The sequence below is a fragment of the Sulfitobacter sp. SK012 genome (assembly GCF_003352085.1).
In the GTDB taxonomy this organism is placed as follows: Bacteria; Pseudomonadota; Alphaproteobacteria; order Rhodobacterales; family Rhodobacteraceae; genus Sulfitobacter.
Genome location: NZ_CP025804.1, coordinates 3,115,143 through 3,132,974, shown reverse-complemented (window position 1 = coordinate 3,132,974; position 17,832 = coordinate 3,115,143). Strand labels below are relative to the sequence as shown.

Annotated in this window: 20 protein-coding genes; 12 read left to right on the top strand and 8 right to left on the bottom strand. The window is 56.2% G+C overall.

The features are described 5' to 3' along the window. The first annotated feature begins 59 nt into the window (after positions 1–59). Positions 60–1,184 carry a DUF2235 domain-containing protein gene (locus C1J03_RS15340; protein ID WP_114887385.1) on the top strand — a complete coding sequence of 375 codons (1,125 nt, stop codon included), beginning with the start codon at positions 60–62 and terminating at the stop codon, positions 1,182–1,184. On the opposite strand, the gene serS is transcribed toward C1J03_RS15340, so the two are convergent. Next, positions 1,181–2,473, bottom strand: coding sequence for a serine--tRNA ligase (gene serS / locus C1J03_RS15335; protein WP_114887384.1), 1,293 nt, complete (start codon positions 2,471–2,473; stop codon positions 1,181–1,183). The genes C1J03_RS15340 and serS overlap by 4 nt on opposite strands. Before the next feature lie 84 nt (positions 2,474–2,557). Next, positions 2,558–3,208 carry a trypsin-like serine peptidase gene (locus C1J03_RS15330; RefSeq protein WP_162798553.1) on the bottom strand — a complete coding sequence of 217 codons (651 nt, stop codon included), beginning with the start codon at positions 3,206–3,208 and terminating at the stop codon, positions 2,558–2,560. A 274-nt stretch (positions 3,209–3,482) separates the two neighbouring features. On the opposite strand from C1J03_RS15330, the gene yajC reads away from it, so the two are divergent. Genes yajC through C1J03_RS15280 form a run of 10 tightly spaced genes read left to right on the top strand, consistent with a single transcriptional unit; the run spans position 3,483 to position 10,259 of the window. After that, a complete protein-coding gene (gene yajC, locus C1J03_RS15325) occupies positions 3,483–3,761 on the top strand; it encodes a preprotein translocase subunit YajC (protein WP_114887382.1) in 279 nt (92 codons plus the stop codon). Positions 3,762–3,793: 32 nt separating this feature from the next. Then, positions 3,794–5,443 carry a protein translocase subunit SecD gene (secD, locus tag C1J03_RS15320; protein ID WP_114887381.1) on the top strand — a complete coding sequence of 550 codons (1,650 nt, stop codon included), beginning with the start codon at positions 3,794–3,796 and terminating at the stop codon, positions 5,441–5,443. A 1-nt stretch (position 5,444) separates the two neighbouring features. Then, positions 5,445–6,413: a protein translocase subunit SecF gene (gene secF / locus C1J03_RS15315; protein WP_114887380.1), complete on the top strand. Its 969-nt coding sequence runs from the start codon at positions 5,445–5,447 to the stop codon at positions 6,411–6,413. Beyond that, positions 6,406–7,161 carry a sulfite exporter TauE/SafE family protein gene (locus C1J03_RS15310; protein ID WP_114887379.1) on the top strand — a complete coding sequence of 252 codons (756 nt, stop codon included), beginning with the start codon at positions 6,406–6,408 and terminating at the stop codon, positions 7,159–7,161. The genes secF and C1J03_RS15310 overlap by 8 nt, the downstream gene beginning before the upstream one ends. A gap of 4 nt (positions 7,162–7,165) precedes the next feature. Further along, the gene (locus tag C1J03_RS15305) at positions 7,166–7,519 is read left to right on the top strand and encodes an Mth938-like domain-containing protein (RefSeq protein ID WP_114887378.1); all 354 of its coding nucleotides are present in this window, start codon (positions 7,166–7,168) and stop codon (positions 7,517–7,519) included. A gap of 11 nt (positions 7,520–7,530) precedes the next feature. Then, the gene (gene ccmA, locus C1J03_RS15300; RefSeq protein WP_441351143.1) at positions 7,531–8,142 is read left to right on the top strand and encodes a heme ABC exporter ATP-binding protein CcmA; all 612 of its coding nucleotides are present in this window, start codon (positions 7,531–7,533) and stop codon (positions 8,140–8,142) included. Next, complete coding sequence (ccmB, locus tag C1J03_RS15295) at positions 8,139–8,795, top strand: heme exporter protein CcmB (protein ID WP_114887376.1); 657 nt, start codon at positions 8,139–8,141, stop codon at positions 8,793–8,795. Before ccmA ends, ccmB begins: the two co-directional genes overlap by 4 nt. A 42-nt stretch (positions 8,796–8,837) precedes the next feature. Further along, a complete protein-coding gene (locus C1J03_RS15290; RefSeq protein WP_114887375.1) occupies positions 8,838–9,572 on the top strand; it encodes a heme ABC transporter permease in 735 nt (244 codons plus the stop codon). Then, the gene (ccmD, locus tag C1J03_RS15285) at positions 9,572–9,733 is read left to right on the top strand and encodes a heme exporter protein CcmD (RefSeq protein ID WP_114887374.1); all 162 of its coding nucleotides are present in this window, start codon (positions 9,572–9,574) and stop codon (positions 9,731–9,733) included. The genes C1J03_RS15290 and ccmD overlap by 1 nt, the downstream gene beginning before the upstream one ends. Further along, positions 9,720–10,259, top strand: coding sequence for a DsbE family thiol:disulfide interchange protein (locus C1J03_RS15280; RefSeq protein ID WP_114887373.1), 540 nt, complete (start codon positions 9,720–9,722; stop codon positions 10,257–10,259). Before ccmD ends, C1J03_RS15280 begins: the two co-directional genes overlap by 14 nt. A 122-nt stretch (positions 10,260–10,381) precedes the next feature. Here C1J03_RS15280 and C1J03_RS25980 read toward each other — a convergent pair whose 3' ends face one another. The 3 genes from C1J03_RS25980 to acnA all read right to left on the bottom strand — a co-directional run bounded on the left by C1J03_RS25980 (position 10,382) and on the right by acnA (position 14,221). Beyond that, positions 10,382–10,510: a hypothetical protein gene (locus C1J03_RS25980; protein WP_302661603.1), complete on the bottom strand. Its 129-nt coding sequence runs from the start codon at positions 10,508–10,510 to the stop codon at positions 10,382–10,384. Between the two features lie 231 nt (positions 10,511–10,741). Further along, complete coding sequence (locus C1J03_RS15275) at positions 10,742–11,419, bottom strand: SDR family NAD(P)-dependent oxidoreductase (protein WP_114887372.1); 678 nt, start codon at positions 11,417–11,419, stop codon at positions 10,742–10,744. Between the two features lie 99 nt (positions 11,420–11,518). Continuing rightward, positions 11,519–14,221 carry an aconitate hydratase AcnA gene (acnA, locus tag C1J03_RS15270; protein ID WP_114887371.1) on the bottom strand — a complete coding sequence of 901 codons (2,703 nt, stop codon included), beginning with the start codon at positions 14,219–14,221 and terminating at the stop codon, positions 11,519–11,521. A 227-nt stretch (positions 14,222–14,448) separates the two neighbouring features. On the opposite strand from acnA, the gene C1J03_RS15265 reads away from it, so the two are divergent. Continuing rightward, positions 14,449–15,147 carry a DUF1223 domain-containing protein gene (locus C1J03_RS15265; RefSeq protein WP_114887370.1) on the top strand — a complete coding sequence of 233 codons (699 nt, stop codon included), beginning with the start codon at positions 14,449–14,451 and terminating at the stop codon, positions 15,145–15,147. A 546-nt stretch (positions 15,148–15,693) separates the two neighbouring features. Here C1J03_RS15265 and C1J03_RS15260 read toward each other — a convergent pair. The 3 genes from C1J03_RS15260 to C1J03_RS15250 all read right to left on the bottom strand — a co-directional run bounded on the left by C1J03_RS15260 (position 15,694) and on the right by C1J03_RS15250 (position 17,695). Next, complete coding sequence (locus C1J03_RS15260) at positions 15,694–16,770, bottom strand: flagellar motor switch protein FliG (RefSeq protein WP_114887369.1); 1,077 nt, start codon at positions 16,768–16,770, stop codon at positions 15,694–15,696. Positions 16,771–16,908: 138 nt separating this feature from the next. Then, positions 16,909–17,427 carry a tetratricopeptide repeat protein gene (locus C1J03_RS15255; RefSeq protein ID WP_114887368.1) on the bottom strand — a complete coding sequence of 173 codons (519 nt, stop codon included), beginning with the start codon at positions 17,425–17,427 and terminating at the stop codon, positions 16,909–16,911. Between the two features lie 106 nt (positions 17,428–17,533). Continuing rightward, complete coding sequence (locus C1J03_RS15250) at positions 17,534–17,695, bottom strand: adenylosuccinate lyase (RefSeq protein ID WP_254694061.1); 162 nt, start codon at positions 17,693–17,695, stop codon at positions 17,534–17,536. Positions 17,696–17,832: the final 137 nt, after the last annotated feature.

The following is a 17,832-nucleotide window of genomic DNA, read 5'->3' as shown; positions in this document are numbered from 1 at the left end:
ATACGGGTATGCTGACAGCATTGAAGGATCTTCATTTAGCACAATAAGGAGGCCCGCCAATGGCCCGAATCGCGATTTTCTGCGATGGGACGTGGAACAGCCCAAATACTGACCCGCCAACCCATGTTCACGCTTTGCACGCGCTTGCGGCGAACAATGATGAGCAGGCCGCACGCTATATTCTAGGGGTGGGCGCAAAAGAGCGTGACGGCAGTTGGACTGCGCATCTGCGGCATAAATTCGGCGGCGGTATTTTTGGCCACGGCCTGAATGACAATATCAAATCGGCCTACAAAGCACTGGCGGAGCGCTACAAGCCCGGCGACAAAATCTATATTTTCGGATTTTCACGCGGGGCCTACACAGCGCGGTCGTTGGTCGGCATGCTGCGAAAATGCGGGATCGTTGAAAACCCAACGCCTGAGCGACTAGAGCAAGCCTATGCGCTTTACCGTTTGCCGGGGGAGGGCAACCACCCCGATGCGCTCAGAATCCTTGGGCACCGGCGTGCCTTGTCTCCGCACATGGCGACGTCGCAAGATGATCTTAACTGGCGCATGTCACATCCCGTTGAAGGCCAACCAGATCAGATGCAGATCCTCAAAATCGCGTATCTGGGCGTTTGGGATACGGTTGGGTCGCTGGGGATCCCCGCGCCGATCTTTGGTCCTGCCGCCAAGCTGTGGAACCGCAAATATAGTTTTCATGACACCCAGCTGACCAGCATGGTTAAATCCGCGCGCCACGCGCTCGCGCTGGATGAACGGCGGGTGTTTTACAAGCCCAGCATTTGGGACAACATTGATCAAACCGTTGAAAACGAGGGTCTTAACAAAGGCGACCGGACTCCATTGCGCCCGTATCAGGAGGTCTGGTTCACGGGGAGCCACTCAATCGTTGGGGGCTCTTCCAACAGCCGCGCGCTGTCTGAGGTCACCCGCGAGTGGGTAGCTGATGGGGCGCGTTTGGCTGGCCTTGATGTTGCGGCGGGTCCGGTAGACCCGGGCGCGCGCGACATACTTGAGCGGCCAACGTTCATCTACCGCGTCGCGGGCAATTGGCTCAAATGGCGCCCCGGTCCAGGCCACCCGATTGAACTGCATGAAACAGTAAGCAAACGCGTCAAGGATCAGCCGGGATACCGCCCGAAATCCTTGCGCAAACTGTTGCCAGAGCTGTTTTAGCGCAAAGCGCCATCCGCACCGATGGTCGTCTTGCCCTTCAGATAGGGCTCTAGTACTTTTGGCAGGTGTACAGACCCATCCGCTTGCTGGCCATTTTCCAGCACCGCAATCAGGCAGCGCCCAACGGCAAGGCCCGAGCCATTCAGCGTGTGAACGAACTGCGGCTTGCCACCGTCTGCTGGCTTAAAGCGGGCATTCATTCGCCGCGCCTGAAAGTCACCCGTGGTTGAGACTGACGAAATCTCGCGGTAGGCGTTTTGCCCAGGCACCCATGCTTCAATGTCAAAAGTCCGCCGCGCGCCAAACCCCATGTCCCCGGTACACAGGTTTACGGTGCGGTACGGAATTTCGAGCCGCTCCAGTAGGTTTTCGGCGCAGCGCAGCATCCGCTTTTGCTCGGCATCACTCTCAGCTGGGAGGGTCACGCTGACCATTTCGACTTTCTCAAATTGGTGCTGGCGCAACATGCCGGACGTATCGCGACCAGCACTGCCTGCCTCAGAGCGAAAACAAAGCGTGTGCGATGTATAACGGCGCGGCAGCTCGCTTTCTTCAATGACAGCATCCGCAGCAATATAAGTCAGCGGCACTTCAGAGGTTGGCACCAACCACATGCCTTCTTCGGTGCGGTAGCTGTCTTCTCCGAATTTCGGCAGTTTATCAGTGCCGTACATCGCCTCATCTCGCACCAAAACCGGAGGATTGACCTCTGTCAGGCCGTTTTCATCAACGTGGGTATCGATCATGAACTGAGCCAATGCCCGGTGAACACGTGCAACGGCCCCCGACAGCAAAACAAACCGGCTGCCAGAGATTTTGGCTGCAGTCTCAAAATCCATAGAGGAGGTAACTCCCTCGATTTCGAAATGCTCTTTTGGCTTGAAATCGAACTCGGGCAATGTGCCCCAGCGGCTCACCTCGACATTATCGTCTTCATCGGCTCCGTCTGGCGCATCGTTTGCGGGCAAGTTTGGAATGCGCGCCAGCATATCGGTCAGTTGTGCATCAAGCTCTTTGGCTTCGGCCTGCATCTGCGCAACTTCAGTCTTTTTCTCCGAAACCAACGCGCGCAGGCGTTCAAATTCGGCGTCATCCCCTTTGGCCTTGGCGGCACCTACCTGCTTTGAGGCAGTATTCTGATCGGCTTGCGCACCTTCGGCAGCTTGAATCTTCGCACGGCGTGCGCTGTCCAGCGCCAACACGTCCGCAGACAAGGGCGCGTCCCCACGCCGCGCGAGGGCCGCGTCAAAATCTTGTGGGGTGTCACGAATGGCGCGAATGTCATGCATGGAGCTGTCTCCTGAGGGGTAGGTTTCTGGCGCTGCTTATGTCCGATCTTGCGCGCGGTGTGTAGTCGAGAATTTGAGCAAACCTCACTGCGTGGCCAACTGATCGCGAACCCATTGATTGATCGGGGCAATCAGCGCGGTCTCATGTCCGATGCGGGCAGTGGTCACGCCGATGATTTGCCACTCAGTCCCAACCCGAGCCATCACAGGCGAGCCCGAATTGCCAGCAACCACCGGGCAATCCAACAAAAACTCCGATTGCGCGGTATCGCGCTTGGCGCAATCAAACCGTCCATTCAGCGTGCCGGGCTGCATTCGGTGGTAGCCAAGAAGCGCGAAAGGTCCACTAGGATCGTCTGCAGAGCTCAGCGCAATTGGTGTGGCGACGTCCTTAGGCACACTCTGGTCTAAAAAAATCAGCGCCATGTCGATGCTGTAGCGAAAGATGCCGCTTGCGAATGAATAGGGTGGGTAAACCTCGATTTGGCGCGACCGGTAAATCTTGTGAGTGGGCTGGCCCGGCCAGCCGATCACAAAAGCGCGCGCCGAATTGGACCCTGATACACCGCCCACACAATGCGCTGCGGTCAGCACAACATCCGCTGCAATCAGTGCACCAGTGCAATTGGCAACGCTTTCAGTTCCGTCCGCATTGACCGCGCCGATCGCCACCCAATCCGCGCGCAGTGCCTCAGGCAAGGCCGGCAACGGCTCTGCCGACAGCGGAGCAGACACGCCGGCGCACAGCAAACTCCATAAGAAAAGGCGGGTGAGATGGACGAGAATGTGATGTCTCCGATACAATAAAACAAGCGGCCTGAGGCATGCCACACCGCAATAGTGACTGGTCTTGTGCGGCGCGCCAAGAGGGCCGCAAAATCCATTTGAGCTAGACACCAAAATCCCCGCATTCGTGACCTTGCAAACCCCGGACTTGCCGCATAGGTTCTGCCGCAATTCGCGGGGCGTAAAAACGCGTTCGCAGTCCAACACCAAAAGGATATTCCGCATGCAAGGCATCCAACAATTCGTGCCTCTGATCCTGATTTTCGGGATCATGTACTTTCTGCTCATCCGTCCACAGCAGAAGAAGCTCAAGAGCCACCAAGCGATGGTCAAGGCACTGCGCCGTGGTGATCAAGTCGTGACCCAAGGCGGTGTCATCGGCAAAGTCGTTAAGGTCAAAGACGATGGCGAACTTGAAGTTGAGATTGCCGATGGCGTTAAAATTCGCGTGATCCAATCGACGATCGCAACTGTGATGTCAAAGACCGAACCGGCCAAGTAATCCGGCCCTTAGCCCACTGAAAAGGCGGCGACATGCTTCAGATTGATCTGTGGAAACGGGTGCTGATTTTACTCACCTGTGCGGTAGGTATTTTCCTTGCCTTACCGAACGCATTCTACGGCCCCGTAGAGCAGCACAACGATGCACTCAAAACGATTGAGGTGGCGGGCTCTACGCCGGAATTGGAAGCGCAAAAGGCGCTGTGGCCTGAGTTTTTGCCGTCCGGGTTGGTTAATCTGGGCCTAGATTTGCGCGGCGGAGCGCATCTGTTGGCTGAGGTTGAGCTGGCGGATGTTTACGCGACCCGTATGGAAGCGATGTGGCCAGAGGTACGCGACTCCTTGCGTGGTTTGACCCCTGTGCGCCGCCAGCAAAGCCCTGATGGTGAATTGCGTGTGCGCTTGACTGACGCCGACAAGATGGCAGACGCCTTGCAAATTGTGCGCGGGCTGGCAACGCCAGTTGTATCCCTGACAGGCGTCGGGTCGAACGACATCGACGTATCGGGCGATAGCGGCATCATTACTGTGAATTTCTCGGACGCAGAGAAATCCGCGACTGATGAGCGTACAATGCAGCAGTCGCTGGAGATTATTCGCCGCCGCATCGATGAAGTCGGCACCCGCGAGCCTACGATCCAGCGCCAGGGAACAGACCGCATCTTGATCCAAGTACCCGGCATCGGGTCGGCGTCTGAGCTTAAGCAAATTATCGGAACAACCGCACAGCTGACATTCAGCCCGGTCGTTCGGCGCACAACCGATGCCAGCGAAGCCCCCGGTATCGGCAACGCGCTGGTGCCCTCGCTCAACGAAGAGGGCCTTTATTACGTCATCGAAAGCGCGGCTGTTGTTTCAGGCGAAGAACTCGTTGATGCGCAACCTGCCTTTGACCAAAATGGCGCACCAGCAGTGAATTTCCGGTTTAACACATCCGGGGCGCGTAAATTTGGCGACTACACAGCTGAAAATATCGGCGCGCCGTTTGCCATCGTGCTTGATGATGAAGTTGTGAGCGCTCCGACCATTCAAAGTCACATCCCAGGCGGTTCGGGCATTATCACCGGTAACTTCACGGTTGAGGAATCCACAACGCTCGCCGTTTTGCTGCGGGCAGGGGCCCTTCCTGCGGAGTTGGTCTTTGTCGAGGAACGCACAATTGGTCCAGAGCTGGGTCAAGACAGCATTGATGCTGGTAAAATCGCCACGCTGGTCGCTTTTGCGGCGGTGCTGTTTTTTATGTTCGCGACCTACGGGTTGTTTGGGTTTTTCGCCGACATTGCATTGATCGTGAACATTGCGTTGATCTTTGGTCTGCTGAGTTTGATCGGGGCTACGCTGACGCTACCGGGCATCGCAGGCATTGTTTTGACTGTTGGTATGGCCGTTGATGCCAACGTGCTGATTTTTGAGCGTATCCGCGAGGAACTCAAAAGCGCCAAAGGACCGGCCCGTGCGATTTCGCTGGGCTATGAAAAGGCGCTTAGCGCAATTTTGGACGCCAACGTCACTACGTTCATCATTGCTGTGATCCTCTTCATGCTGGGTTCCGGCCCGGTGCGTGGTTTTGCAATCACATTGGGGCTTGGCATCCTGACATCGGTATTCACCGCCTATTTCGTAACCCGGTTGATGGTCGTTATCTGGTTCGAACGCCGCCGCCCGAAAACAATCGAGGTCTGATATGCGCTTAAGATTGGTTCCCAACGAGACGAATATCGATTTCTTTCGCCACTCAAAGCTGACCTTTGGGATATCGTGCATTGCCATGGTGTTATCTTTGGTGGCCTGGGCAACGTTTGGTCTGAATTTCGGCATCGACTTTCGCGGCGGCACAACGCTGCGCACCGAAAGCACACAGGCGGTCGATGTGGCCAGCTACCGTGGCGCGCTTGAGCCGCTGGGCTTAGGTGATATTACGATATCAGAGGTTTTTGACCTCACTTCCTCCTCAGAAGAGCACGTCGCGATGATCCGTATTCAGGCGCAGGACGGGGAAGAAGCCGCGTCGCCAGAAACCATCGAGAAGCTGGAAACCGCGCTACGCTCCGTCGCACCTGAGATCAAGTTCACATCTGTCGAATCCGTCGGCCCAAAAGTATCCGGCGAGTTGATCCAAACCGCTGTCATCGCCGTGGCCGCGTCTTTGGGCGCGATTTTGATCTATATTTGGCTACGGTTTGAATGGCAGTTCTCTGTTGGGGCTGTCGCTGCTCTTTTTCATGACGTCATTCTGACGATCGGGGTTTTTGCGGTTCTACAGATCCGTTTTGACCTGACAGTGATTGCGGCGATCCTGACCATCATTGGCTATTCGATCAACGATACTGTGGTGATCTTTGACCGCCTTCGAGAAAACCTGCGGAAATACAAACAACGGCCTTTGGTCGAAGTGATGAACATCAGTGTGAACGAAACGCTTAGCCGGACGTTGATGACATCTGGTACGACACTTTTGGCGCTGATCGCCCTTCTGGTATTGGGTGGTGACGTGATCCGGGGCTTTGTCTTTGCGATCACCTGGGGTGTTGTCGTTGGTACTTATTCCTCGGTCTATGTGGCGAAAACCGTAGTTCTGTGGCTCGGCGTAAAGCGCGATTGGTCCAAGCCGGACGCCAACGCTGGAAACCAATACGCAAACATCGATGCCTGACCTGCTGGCCCAGGCCTTCGCGACCGAAGGGCTGAGTTGGCTGGTACTTGCTGTAGTGGTTGCAGGGCTTGTGCGCGGGTTCGTGGGTTTTGGTTCAGCCATGATCATCATGCCTGTCGCCAGCTCGGTCCTTTCCCCGGTTGAGGCCGTGATTTTCCTGATTGCAGCCGAAACTCTCGGCCCATTGCCGAACTTGCCAGCTGCATGGCGTGAAGGGGAACCCCGCGATGTTGGCCGGTTGATGATCGGTGCTGCGATTGCTCTCCCTGTTGGCCTGTGGTGCCTCAATATGGTTTCGCCCATTGTATTTGGATGGCTGATTTCAAGCATGGTTTTGGTTCTACTGTCACTGCTCCTGACCGGGTGGCGGTTCCGCGGTACTTTGACCCACGCGATGACCATAGCTACCGGCGCAGTCGGTGGTTTCATGACGGGGTTCGCAGGTATTCCCGGCCCCCCGGTCATTATGCTCTACATGGCCAGTACGTTGCCTATCGCTACGATCCGCGCCAATTTCTTACTTTATCTGCTGGCAATTGACATGCTGCTGTTTCCCTTGATGTGGGCAACAGGGCTGATGATTTGGAAAATGGCATTCCTTGGTTTGCTGGTCGGCATTCCCAATGTTATGGCGAACATGATTGGTGCGCGGCTATTTGACCCCAAGGCTGAACGGCTCTTTCGAACAGTGGCCTATGTCGTGATTGGCACATCGGCTATTCTGGGCCTACCGCTGTGGAAAGGATGATGCGATGCGCCTGAACGAGATTGTGTTTACCGATGCAAAACCTGTCGATGGCTATGGCCCCGGGTTTTTCCGGATTGGCGGGCAAGTCTTGCAGGGTGCTGTGATCGCCGGGCCGCAAGGCACCCAAACGTGGGCGGGATTAGAGGATGCTGAGACCTTGTTGGGGCTGGCTGGAAAAGTTGATGTGATCTTTTTGGGCACCGGCGCCGAGGTTGCGCATTTGCCTGATGATTTGCGCACAGCAATTGATGAAGCGGGCCTTGGTGTTGAGACGATGTCTTCGCCCGCGGCATGCCGAACGTACAACGTATTGCTGAGCGAAGGCCGCCGCATTGCGCTGGCCGTGCTGCCGGTTTGAACGCCGCACCTTTGATCCTTGATGATGTCGCCGTTGCGCGGGGCGGCCTGCCGGTTTTGAGCAGGCTTGATTACACCCTTTTACCCGGTCAGGCGCTTGTTTTGCGCGGCGCAAACGGTGCGGGCAAAACGACGTTGCTGCGCACCATCGCGGGGTTACAGCCGGCGTTGTCGGGTCAAATCACAGGAACAGAAGACAGCGTCGCCTATGCAGGGCACGCCGATGGTCTCAAAGCGATGCTGACTGTGGCGGAGAACCTTGCGTTTTGGGCGCAGGTTTACGGACAGCGCGATATTGCGCCTGCGCTCAAGGTCTACGGGCTGGAGGCGCTAAAGGACCGCCTAGCCGGAACGCTTTCAGCAGGTCAAAAACGCCGTGCAGGATTGGCGCGGATGGTGGTAGCTGCGCGCCCCTTGTGGTTGTTGGATGAGCCGACCGTTTCATTGGACACAGATGCTGTAGGGATGTTTGCAAGCGCGGTTCAAACCCATTTGGGGCAGGGGGGTATGGCGGTGATCGCCACGCATATCGAACTTGGGATCGATGCGCAGACGCTGGACCTCACGCCATTTCGCGCGACCCCCGGAACACGTGCCGGTGCCAGCGACGAGGCGTTCTTGTGATTGCGTTGTTGATCCGCGATCTGCGCCTTGGACTGAGAGCCGGAGGTGGTTTTGGCCTTGGCCTCGCGTTTTTCTTGATTGTGACGGTGCTGGTTCCTTTCGGTGTTGGCCCGGAATCGCAACTGTTGTCGCGTATTGCGCCGGGTATCTTGTGGCTGGGCGCGCTGCTTGCTTGTCTGCTCTCTCTTGACCGCTTGCTGGCGTTGGATTTTGAGGATGGCAGCCTTGATGTCTTGGCGACGTCTCCATTGCCGCTTGAAGGCGCGATTGCGATCAAAGCGCTGGCGCATTGGATCACTACAGGTTTGCCGCTTGTTGTTGTTGCACCGCTTCTTGGCGTGCTCCTTAATATGCCGACGCCGGGATACATGGGCCTCGTGATCTCCTTGGCTCTGGGAACGCCTGCGCTGTCGATGATCGGCGCTTTTGGTGCAGCCCTTACCGTGGGTATCAAACGTGGGGGGCTGTTGTTGTCTCTTCTGGTGCTGCCGCTCTACGTGCCAACGCTGATTTTTGGAGCAGAAGCCGCGCGCCGGGCGGCCTTATCTCTGGATCCAACAACCCCGCTTTTGCTGCTTGCGGGGGTCAGTCTTGGTTGTGCCGCGCTGCTGCCTTTTGCCGCTGCCGCCGCACTTCGCATGAACTTACGGTGATTTCCCATTGAGCCCCCGCAAGCAGAGGATTAGATAACTTTCATGTCACTGTGGCGCTACGCAAACCCGGTCAAGTTCCTGAGCCTGAGCGCTCGCATTCAGCCGGCCCTCTGGGCACTGGCGGCCCTTTGCGTGGGCGGTGGGCTGATCTGGGGTTTCTTCGGCACGCCTGAGGATGCGCGGCAAGGCTCGACCGTCAAGATCATCTACTTGCACGTCCCTGCAGCCCTTATGGCTATCAACGCGTGGTTCATGATGTTGGTCGCCTCGCTGATCTGGCTTATTCGTCGGCACCACGTCAGCGCCCTGGCCGCCAAGGCCGCAGCACCTGTGGGCATTGTCATGACAGTGATAGCGCTCATAACGGGCGCAATCTGGGGGCAGCCAATGTGGGGGACATGGTGGGAATGGGATCCACGCCTGACCTCGTTCTTGATCTTATTCCTGTTCTACCTTGGCTACATTGCCCTGTGGGAGGCAGTCGAAGACCCTGACACTGCGGCAGATTTGACATCCGTTCTTTGCCTTGTCGGCTCGGTGTTTGCAGTATTGTCACGCTATGCGGTGAAATTCTGGAACCAAGGGCTGCACCAAGGCACCTCGGTGCCGATCGCGACGGGCGGGCGCACCGTGGCGGATGTGTTCTTCTATCCTCTGGCACTCAGCATGGTTGGGTTCGGGTTGTTGTTTGTGGCCCTCGTGCTGTACCGCACGGGAACCGAAATTCGCCTGCGCCGCGCGCGCGCGTTGCTGGCCCGTCAGGAGTATGGTGTGTGATGCCGGAGTTGGGAAAATACGCGACCGAAGTGGTGTCTGCCTATGCAGTGTCGCTGCTCTTGTTGGCAGGTTTTCTGGCCATCACGCTCATCCGGGGCCGCCGTGCACGTGCGGCTCTTGCGCAAATTGAGACGGAGGCAAAACGTCATGCCAAAGCTTAACCCCCTAATGATTGCTCCACCGTTGATTTTTGCAGGGTTTGTGGCCTTGGCCGCCGTGGGCATGTATCGCGACGATCCCGATGCGCTGCCGTCAACTTTGATCGGTCAGCAAAGCCCAGGCGTGCCGGAGAAGTCCTTACCGGGGTTTGATCCAGCCACACCAGAGATGCTTGCCTCAGGTCAGGTCACAATTGTTAACTTCTGGGCCAGCTGGTGCCCGCCTTGCCGCGCAGAACACCCCAAGCTGCTTGAAATGCAGGCGCGCGGGATACCGGTGGTTGGGATCAATTTCAAAGATGCTGAAGGCACGGCGACCAAATATCTGACGGATGATGGCAACCCCTTTATCGGCGTTGGTTTTGATCCGCGAGGCCGCACTGCAATCGATTGGGGCGTTACTGCCCCGCCCGAGACTTTCATCCTTAGTGGGGATGGGACGGTTTTGTTTCGCTATGCGGGGCCGTTAATTGGCAGTGATTATGAACAGCGATTTGTACCTGCTCTGCGGGCCGCACGGGGCCAGTAAGCACGGGGCCAAAAGCGTGTTGAAACGTTTCAAGTCCGCAGGAAAGCACGTGTGTGAGACAGGCTCACCACCAAACTGAGGGAATGGTGATGAACCTTGCTTTCCTGCAAACATGGAACGTTTCAGTTCGCGCAGGTGTCCGACACGGTGCAGTCCACAACTTGGGCTTTGGCTGGGTTCGCGATGTCACTGGCACCGATCACAGCAAGCAAGATCAGGGCAATGGCTTGGATGGCAGTCAGAAGTTTCATGGCGTGCCCTCTGGGAAAAAGAATACTCGTTACAAGTACGTTCATGCCCTCAAAATGGATCAAATTTTAGGGGAAAGACCGGGCCGCCACGTCACGATTGCGAAACAAAGAATTAGTTCAAGGTCGGACTAGCGTGAGGATGATCGAACGATGAACAATCGGAGAGCGCCTGCCGCAGTTTAATTTTCTGGCAGGCAAGAACAGATAGACGTAATCGGCCGCCGCTGGCAGTCAAAGCCTATAGCCGCCAGATACGGTGATCGTTTCACCGGTGATCCAAGCGGCCCCGTCTGATGCGAGAAAACGCACAACCTTTGCGATGTCCTCAGGTTGCCCACTTCGGCCAAGCGCTGTCATCTCGACAAATGCCTCAACCAGCGCTGCAGGGCGCGGGGATTCGCGGCGTTCAATTGCGCCTGGGGCAACACCGTTCACTCGAATACCGCGCGGTCCAAGTTCTTTGGCCATCGCGCGGGTCCATGTATCAAGAGCGGCCTTGCTGGCAGAATAAAGCGCCGCTCCTTTTGCCGGGAAGGTCGCGTTCACAGATGAGATGTTGATCACGCTGGCACCTGCCGTCAGATGCGGCAAAGCAGCATCCAGCAGGGCTTTTGGCGCGCCGAGATTGACGGCGTAGATCAACGATGCATCACCGTCGTCCATTTCGATTACGCCTGCGTTGTTGACGATCACATCAAGCCGCCCGAATTTTTTGATGACGGCATCGATGATCCGCTCAGCATTGGCAGGATCAGACAGGTCCGCTTGAACCGAGAGAGCAGCAGGGGTGTCACTTGGCGGGGGTGTGCTGTGATAGGTGATGGCGACCGTGTGATCGGCGGCCAGATCCGCAGCAATCGCACGGCCAATGCCGCGTGCAGCACCGGTGATCAGGGCAATGAGGGGCATGAACGTGCGCTCCGGCAAAAGGAAAACTCCGGTCAGCCTAACGAAAAAGCCCCCCGCCGCAATGCGCAACGAGGGGCTTTGAAGTCATGCAGATAGCGTTTATTCCGCGGCGATGGCGCTGTCTTTGGCCAGATCGCGCAGCACGTAATGCAGCACACCGCCGTGTTCGATGTACTCGATCTCGATTGCGGTATCGATGCGGCACTTCAAGGTGATCTCCTTGACCGCGCCATCCGCCATCGTGATCGTGCAAGGCACTTCTTCCAAGGGCTTGATCGTGTCGAGCCCAGAGATAGAGACAGTTTCTTCGCCTGTCAGGCCCAGCGACTTGCGGGTGTCGCCGTTGGTGAACTCAAACGGGATCACGCCCATGCCGACGAGGTTGGAACGGTGAATGCGCTCAAAGCTTTCGGCGATCACTGCCTTGACGCCCAAAAGTGCTGTGCCTTTGGCCGCCCAGTCGCGCGAAGACCCGGCACCGTACTGTTCGCCACCAAAGATCACCAGCGGTGTGCCGGCTTCTTGGTACGCCATGGCCGCGTCAAAGATCGACGTTTGCCCGCCATTCGGACCGTTAGTATAGCCGCCCTCAACCCCATCCAACATCTCGTTTTTGATGCGGATGTTGGCGAATGTACCGCGCATCATGACCTCGTGGTTGCCACGACGCGAGCCGTAAGAGTTGAACTCCCGCACGGGCACTTGACGCTCAACAAGGTACTGCCCCGCAGGGGTACTTTCCTTGAAAGATCCCGCAGGCGAGATGTGGTCAGTCGTGATCATGTCACCCAAAAGAGCGAGCACCTTTGCATCTTCGATATTCGAAATCACACCCGGCTCAGGCGACATGCCTTGGAAATAGGGTGGGTTTTGAACATAGGTAGACGTCGGTGGCCAGTCGTAGGTTTGGCTGTCAGTGATTTCGACGCCTTGCCATTTTTCGTCGCCCTTAAAGACGTCAGCATATTTGGTCTGGAACGCCTCACGGGTGACGGTCAGCTCAACCAACTCAGCGACTTCTTGTGTCGTGGGCCAGATATCCTTGAGATACACATCTTCACCGTCTGGTGTTTGGGCAATCGGGTCTGTGGCCAGATTGATATCCATCGTACCAGCCAAGGCATACGCGACCACCAGCGGGGGTGACGCCAGATAGTTGGCACGCACGTCAGGCGATATCCGCCCCTCAAAGTTGCGGTTGCCCGACAGAACTGAAGTTGCAACCAGATCGCCTTCGGCAATCGCGCTGCTGATTTCAGGCTGAAGCGGTCCGGAGTTGCCGATACATGTCGTGCAACCATAACCGACAAGGTTAAACCCAAGCTTGTCGAAATCTTCCTGCAGACCCGCAGCCTCAAGATACGCACTCACAACCTGCGAGCCGGGTGCCAGTGATGTCTTGACCCAAGGTTTTCGGTCAAGGCCCAACGCGGCCGCTTTGCGCGCGACAAGCCCTGCGCCGATCATGACGTAAGGGTTTGAAGTATTGGTGCACGAAGTGATCGATGCAATGACAACCTTGCCGGATTCGAGCGTATAATCCTCTCCTTCAACCACAACTTCCTTGCCCATCGGGCGCTTGAAGGTGTTGGCCATCTCGGAGGCAAACGCCTCTTTGGCTCCGGTCAGTGCCACGTAGTCTTGTGGGCGCTTTGGACCAGAGATCGCTGGCACGATGGTGCCCATATCAAGGCTCAATGTGTCGGTATAGATCGGTGCATAATCCGCATCACGCCACATGCCATTTTCTTTGGCATAGGCTTCAACCAGTGCAATCCGGTCCTCATCGCGGCCCGTTGTGCGCAAGTAACGAAGCGTCTCGCCATCGATTGGGAAGAACCCGCAAGTCGCGCCATATTCCGGTGCCATGTTTGCGATTGTCGCACGGTCCGCCAAAGGCAGATGGTCCAATCCTTCGCCGTAGAATTCAACGAATTTGCTTACTACGCCTTTGGTGCGCAGCATTTCAACAACCTTCAGAACCAGATCGGTCCCGGTGGTGCCTTCCATCATACGGCCCGTCAGCTCAAAACCGACAACTTCGGGGATCAGCATCGAAATTGGCTGGCCCAGCATCGCGGCTTCGGCCTCAATCCCGCCAACACCCCAGCCCAACACGGCCATGCCGTTGACCATAGTAGTGTGGCTGTCGGTGCCGACAAGCGTATCAGGATAAGCAACCTCATGCCCGTGCTGGTCCTTGTCGGTCCAAACGGTTTGCGAGAGGTATTCAAGGTTCACCTGATGGCAAATACCGGTGCCGGGGGGCACAACGCGGAAGTTGTTAAACGCCTTCTGACCCCATTTAAGGAAAGTATACCGCTCCATGTTGCGTTCATATTCGCGGTCAACGTTCATCTGGAACGCCCGCGGGTTGCCGAATTCGTCAATCATCACCGAGTGGTCGATAACCAAATCAACGGGGTTCAGCGGGTTAATCTTCTCGGCGTCGCCACCCAAGGCGACCAGCCCGTCGCGCATTGCAGCCAGATCAACAACAGCCGGTACGCCGGTAAAATCCTGCATCAGCACGCGGGCAGGGCGGTATGCGATCTCGCGAGGGTTCTTGCCACCTTTGGCACCCCATTCAGCAAACGCCTTGATGTCGTCAACGGTGACGGTCTTACCGTCCTCAAAACGCAGCATGTTTTCCAGCACCACTTTCAATGCGGCGGGGAGTTTCGAGAAATCCCCAAGACCGGCTTCTTGAGCGGCGGGGATGGAGTAATAAGCGATGGACTGTGTGCCCGCGCTCAGTGTTTTGCGCGTTTTGGCCGTGTCTTGACCGACGATGATTGTCATGAAGATGTTCCCTTGCATGTAAGTGTTGAGGCAGAGATTGGAGCCTAAATGCCCCATGAACGCTGAGTTTTCAACCGCATTCGGGGCCTCTTTGTTAGTTTTGTATACCATTGTGTACCGAAAATGCCAAAAACCCTTAGAAGTTGGGTCTCAAGAAACCTTGATTGGCTATTACAGACCACTGCGGCTAGATCATTGGTAAGCTGAATTGCTACAACTGGAATCACATGTCCCGCCATTTTATCGCCGCTGCCGCCTTCGTTTCATTCCTCACGACGCCGCTTTTTGCAGAGCAGCGCCCAGTCGTGGTCGAACTTTATACCTCTCAAGGGTGCAGCAGTTGCCCACCGGCGGATGAAATCCTGAGCGCGCTCAAGGATCGAGACGACGTCATCGCCATCGCGTTGCATGTGGATTATTGGGACTACATCGGTTGGAAAGACCCTTTCGGTCATCCTGCCCACGCCGAACGCCAGCGCGCTTTTGCGACGACAGCAGGGCGGCGTACGATCTATACACCTGAAATGGTAGTGAACGGCCAAACGGATATCGTTGGGGCAAAGCCCATGGCGCTTTCAAAGGCTATTGCGGAGCACGCAGCAAAGCCTCAGACGATCGCATTAGATGTAGTGCGCGATGGTGAAACCCTGCGCATCAATGCCCTGTCAAAGGTTGATGGCGGCGGCCCGGTCGAAGTGCATCTGCTGCGTATTACACCCGAACAAACAACTGAGATCACGCGCGGCGAAAACCGCGGGAAGTCCATCGCATACACCCATATCGCCCATGATTGGCAGATCATCGGTAGTTGGGACGGCAAATCCGAATTTGAGATGTCAGTGCCGGTTTCGGGAGATGATCCTGCCGTAGTGATCCTGCAAAGTCCGAATGCAGGACCGATCATGGCTGCAGCGCAGGTCGACTGACGGCTAGTTTGAATTGCAGGCCCTATCAAGGCTTTGTGCGGTCCTGCTAACCAGAGCTCTCTGTCAGGAATCTGTTTTTGAAGCCGTCCGAGATTCCGTTTTGCCGTAGAGCGTTCAACGCCGCACTCTACGGATGGGCTGCGGCATCCAGATGCCGTTCGAGGCCATATCCGCCATTCATTGCGAGGGTCGTGTCGCGCACGGGCTAATCCGTTATGCATAATCCAAGGCTTTGGACCGCCAATGACGGCGGATCGAAACCACTGTCCAAGTCCGAGTTGCCCCGCGCGCTGAGGCTGTCGTTAAGTGTTTGCGTCGAGGGTGGGCGGCTACTTGGGCACTGGTGCTTCGAAAACGCACTCAAACGATGGATAGCCAGCCTGTCGAAGAACTTTGAGCGGGATCAGCACTCGGTCAGGCTGCTCGCCAACCGGGGGTGGCACTCAAAGCAGCTTTGCAAGAAGGATGGGTGGGTAGCGCCAACCTTTATACAAGCGGGGAGCAGAAAAAATAGGCCAATGTACACGGCCAAAGTCTGCCGCCAGATCATTCATCCGTTTCCTCTTCCTCCTCTTCGATCACCAGCAGCAAATCACCACTTTGTTCCATTCTGCGAATAGCAGCGATGATGGCTCCCATTGCCTCTTCGACGTCTGCTGGCTTGACCTTACCGGCTTCTTCGACGTCTTCACGCAGCTGATCGGCCATACGGCCTGACATATTTTCGAGGATGTAATCGCGCGCAGTGGCAAAACCAGCAGCCTCCGCCCCGGCGATCGCGAGAAGAAGTTGAGCGGGGTCGACCTCGCGCAGGATCCGCGGGATGTCTCTGGGTGCAATGCGCTGCGGGATGTTGGCAAAGGTAAAGATCGCTTTGCGCACGGCATTGGCAAAAATCTGATCGGTGTCATCAAGCCCTGTCAGCACATCATCGCGCGTCAATGTGTTGGAGGAATTGAGGATCGCGCCAACCCGCTCGACCGGGTTGGTATCAAAGGCGCGTAGGGGTTCTGAATCCAACTGTGTTGCCAATGATAACCCAATCCTGTCCACAGCGTCTGGCGTTACGGCGTTGGTAAGCGACACTGCATAGGTTACCTGACGGGCTTTCGGTCCGGGCAGGCGGCTAAGCAGTTCAGCGGCTAGCGACACATCCAGTTTTGAGAGCATCACAGCGCCAATTTCGACACTCTCGTTTTCTAGTACCGGCAGCAGCTTTTCTGGACTAAGTCCGCGCAACCTTGTCCATGGATCACCAGTGGATTTGACGCCTGCTTCCTTGCGCAAACGCGCTGCCGTATGGCGGCTGATTTTGCCGTCTAGCGCGTCCAAGGCTCCCGCAATCCCACCTGGGAAAGACAGGCCAATACGTTCAAGTTCGTCCGTGAATTCGTCGATAACTGCAGCAAGTGTGTCCCGGTCAACGGTGCGCATCGATCCCATCTGAGTGGTCAAGCGCGCTTGGAATTCGTCCGGTAGTTCCTCAAGCGGAATATCAGCCCCTTCGTTGATGAGCAGACGCACGACAATTGCAGCTTTTGCCTTGCGGCTAAGGCCCATTAGCGCGTTTGAAGCGGTGCCGGGTATTGCCGGTAAGCCTCGAACCGGGGTCATATCATTCATTAATCACCATCCCATCAACCATGGCTAAAACTTGGCATGGAAAAGTGAAAAATTACTGAAACTGCGATCATTATTAGAGATAATGCAAAACGGGCCCCGCATTCATTGCGAGACCCGTTCCATTAGATCGAATTAAGATCAGTAGTTGTATGTACGCCCGGAAGAGATGGCCGTGCGCAGGGACGCTTCAGCCCAGCTGCCGCTGCCACCGTGATCACGGATGGCGCGCAATTGTGCGAACGCAGCCGTGATATCGCCGTCATCGACAAATCCTTGGCCCATGTAAGAACGCGCCAAAATGTTACCGGGGTTTACCGCCAACGCACGTCCGTAGAAATCCATTGCCGCATCGCGGTTGCCCATCTTGCGGTTGGTAAAACCAAGGTAGGTCAAGGTGCGGTCGTCATTTTGTGGCATCGTGGCCAGAACAATCTGCGCGTTTTCGTATTGGCCATCATAGGCCAGCGATCGCACTGTCTGGTAGCGGCTGTCCGTATCGAGCCGGTGATTATTCGCGTCCACGCAAGTTTTGGTCTTTTTGTCGTAAACCTGTCCATTTTCGCATTTTGGTTTGGAGGGTGAGGAAGATTCTTCTCCGGCAGCAAATAGGCCGGTGGGCAAGGCGAGGGTTAGGGCAGCTGCAATAACAAGGCGCATAAAGGGTCTCCGGTAAATTAATTACGATGTATGTCTCAAATTAGCAGCCGCTCCCCCCGAGTAAAGGGGAAGGCCTACAAGCTTCGATCACATTTTTGAGGGTGCTTTAGGTCGTTCCATCCACAACGCAGCTGCCGGTAGCGGCGTCATAGATGGTTCCAATGGCACAAGAGACGGCTTGTTTGTCATGGCTGCATCCAGCCGCAAGGGCGATGCTTGGCAACAACGCGAGGGTTGCCGTGGCAAGTGCAATTCCAAGTTTCATCATCTTACTCCTTTGGTCCGCAGATCAAACAAGAGTAGCGCGAATTGCCAAAATCACAAAGCGCGAGGTGCTAGATCACGATAAGCCGCGTAAAATCGCCGGTTTTGGGTGAGCTTCCCGGCAAAGCAGCGCTCCGCCGG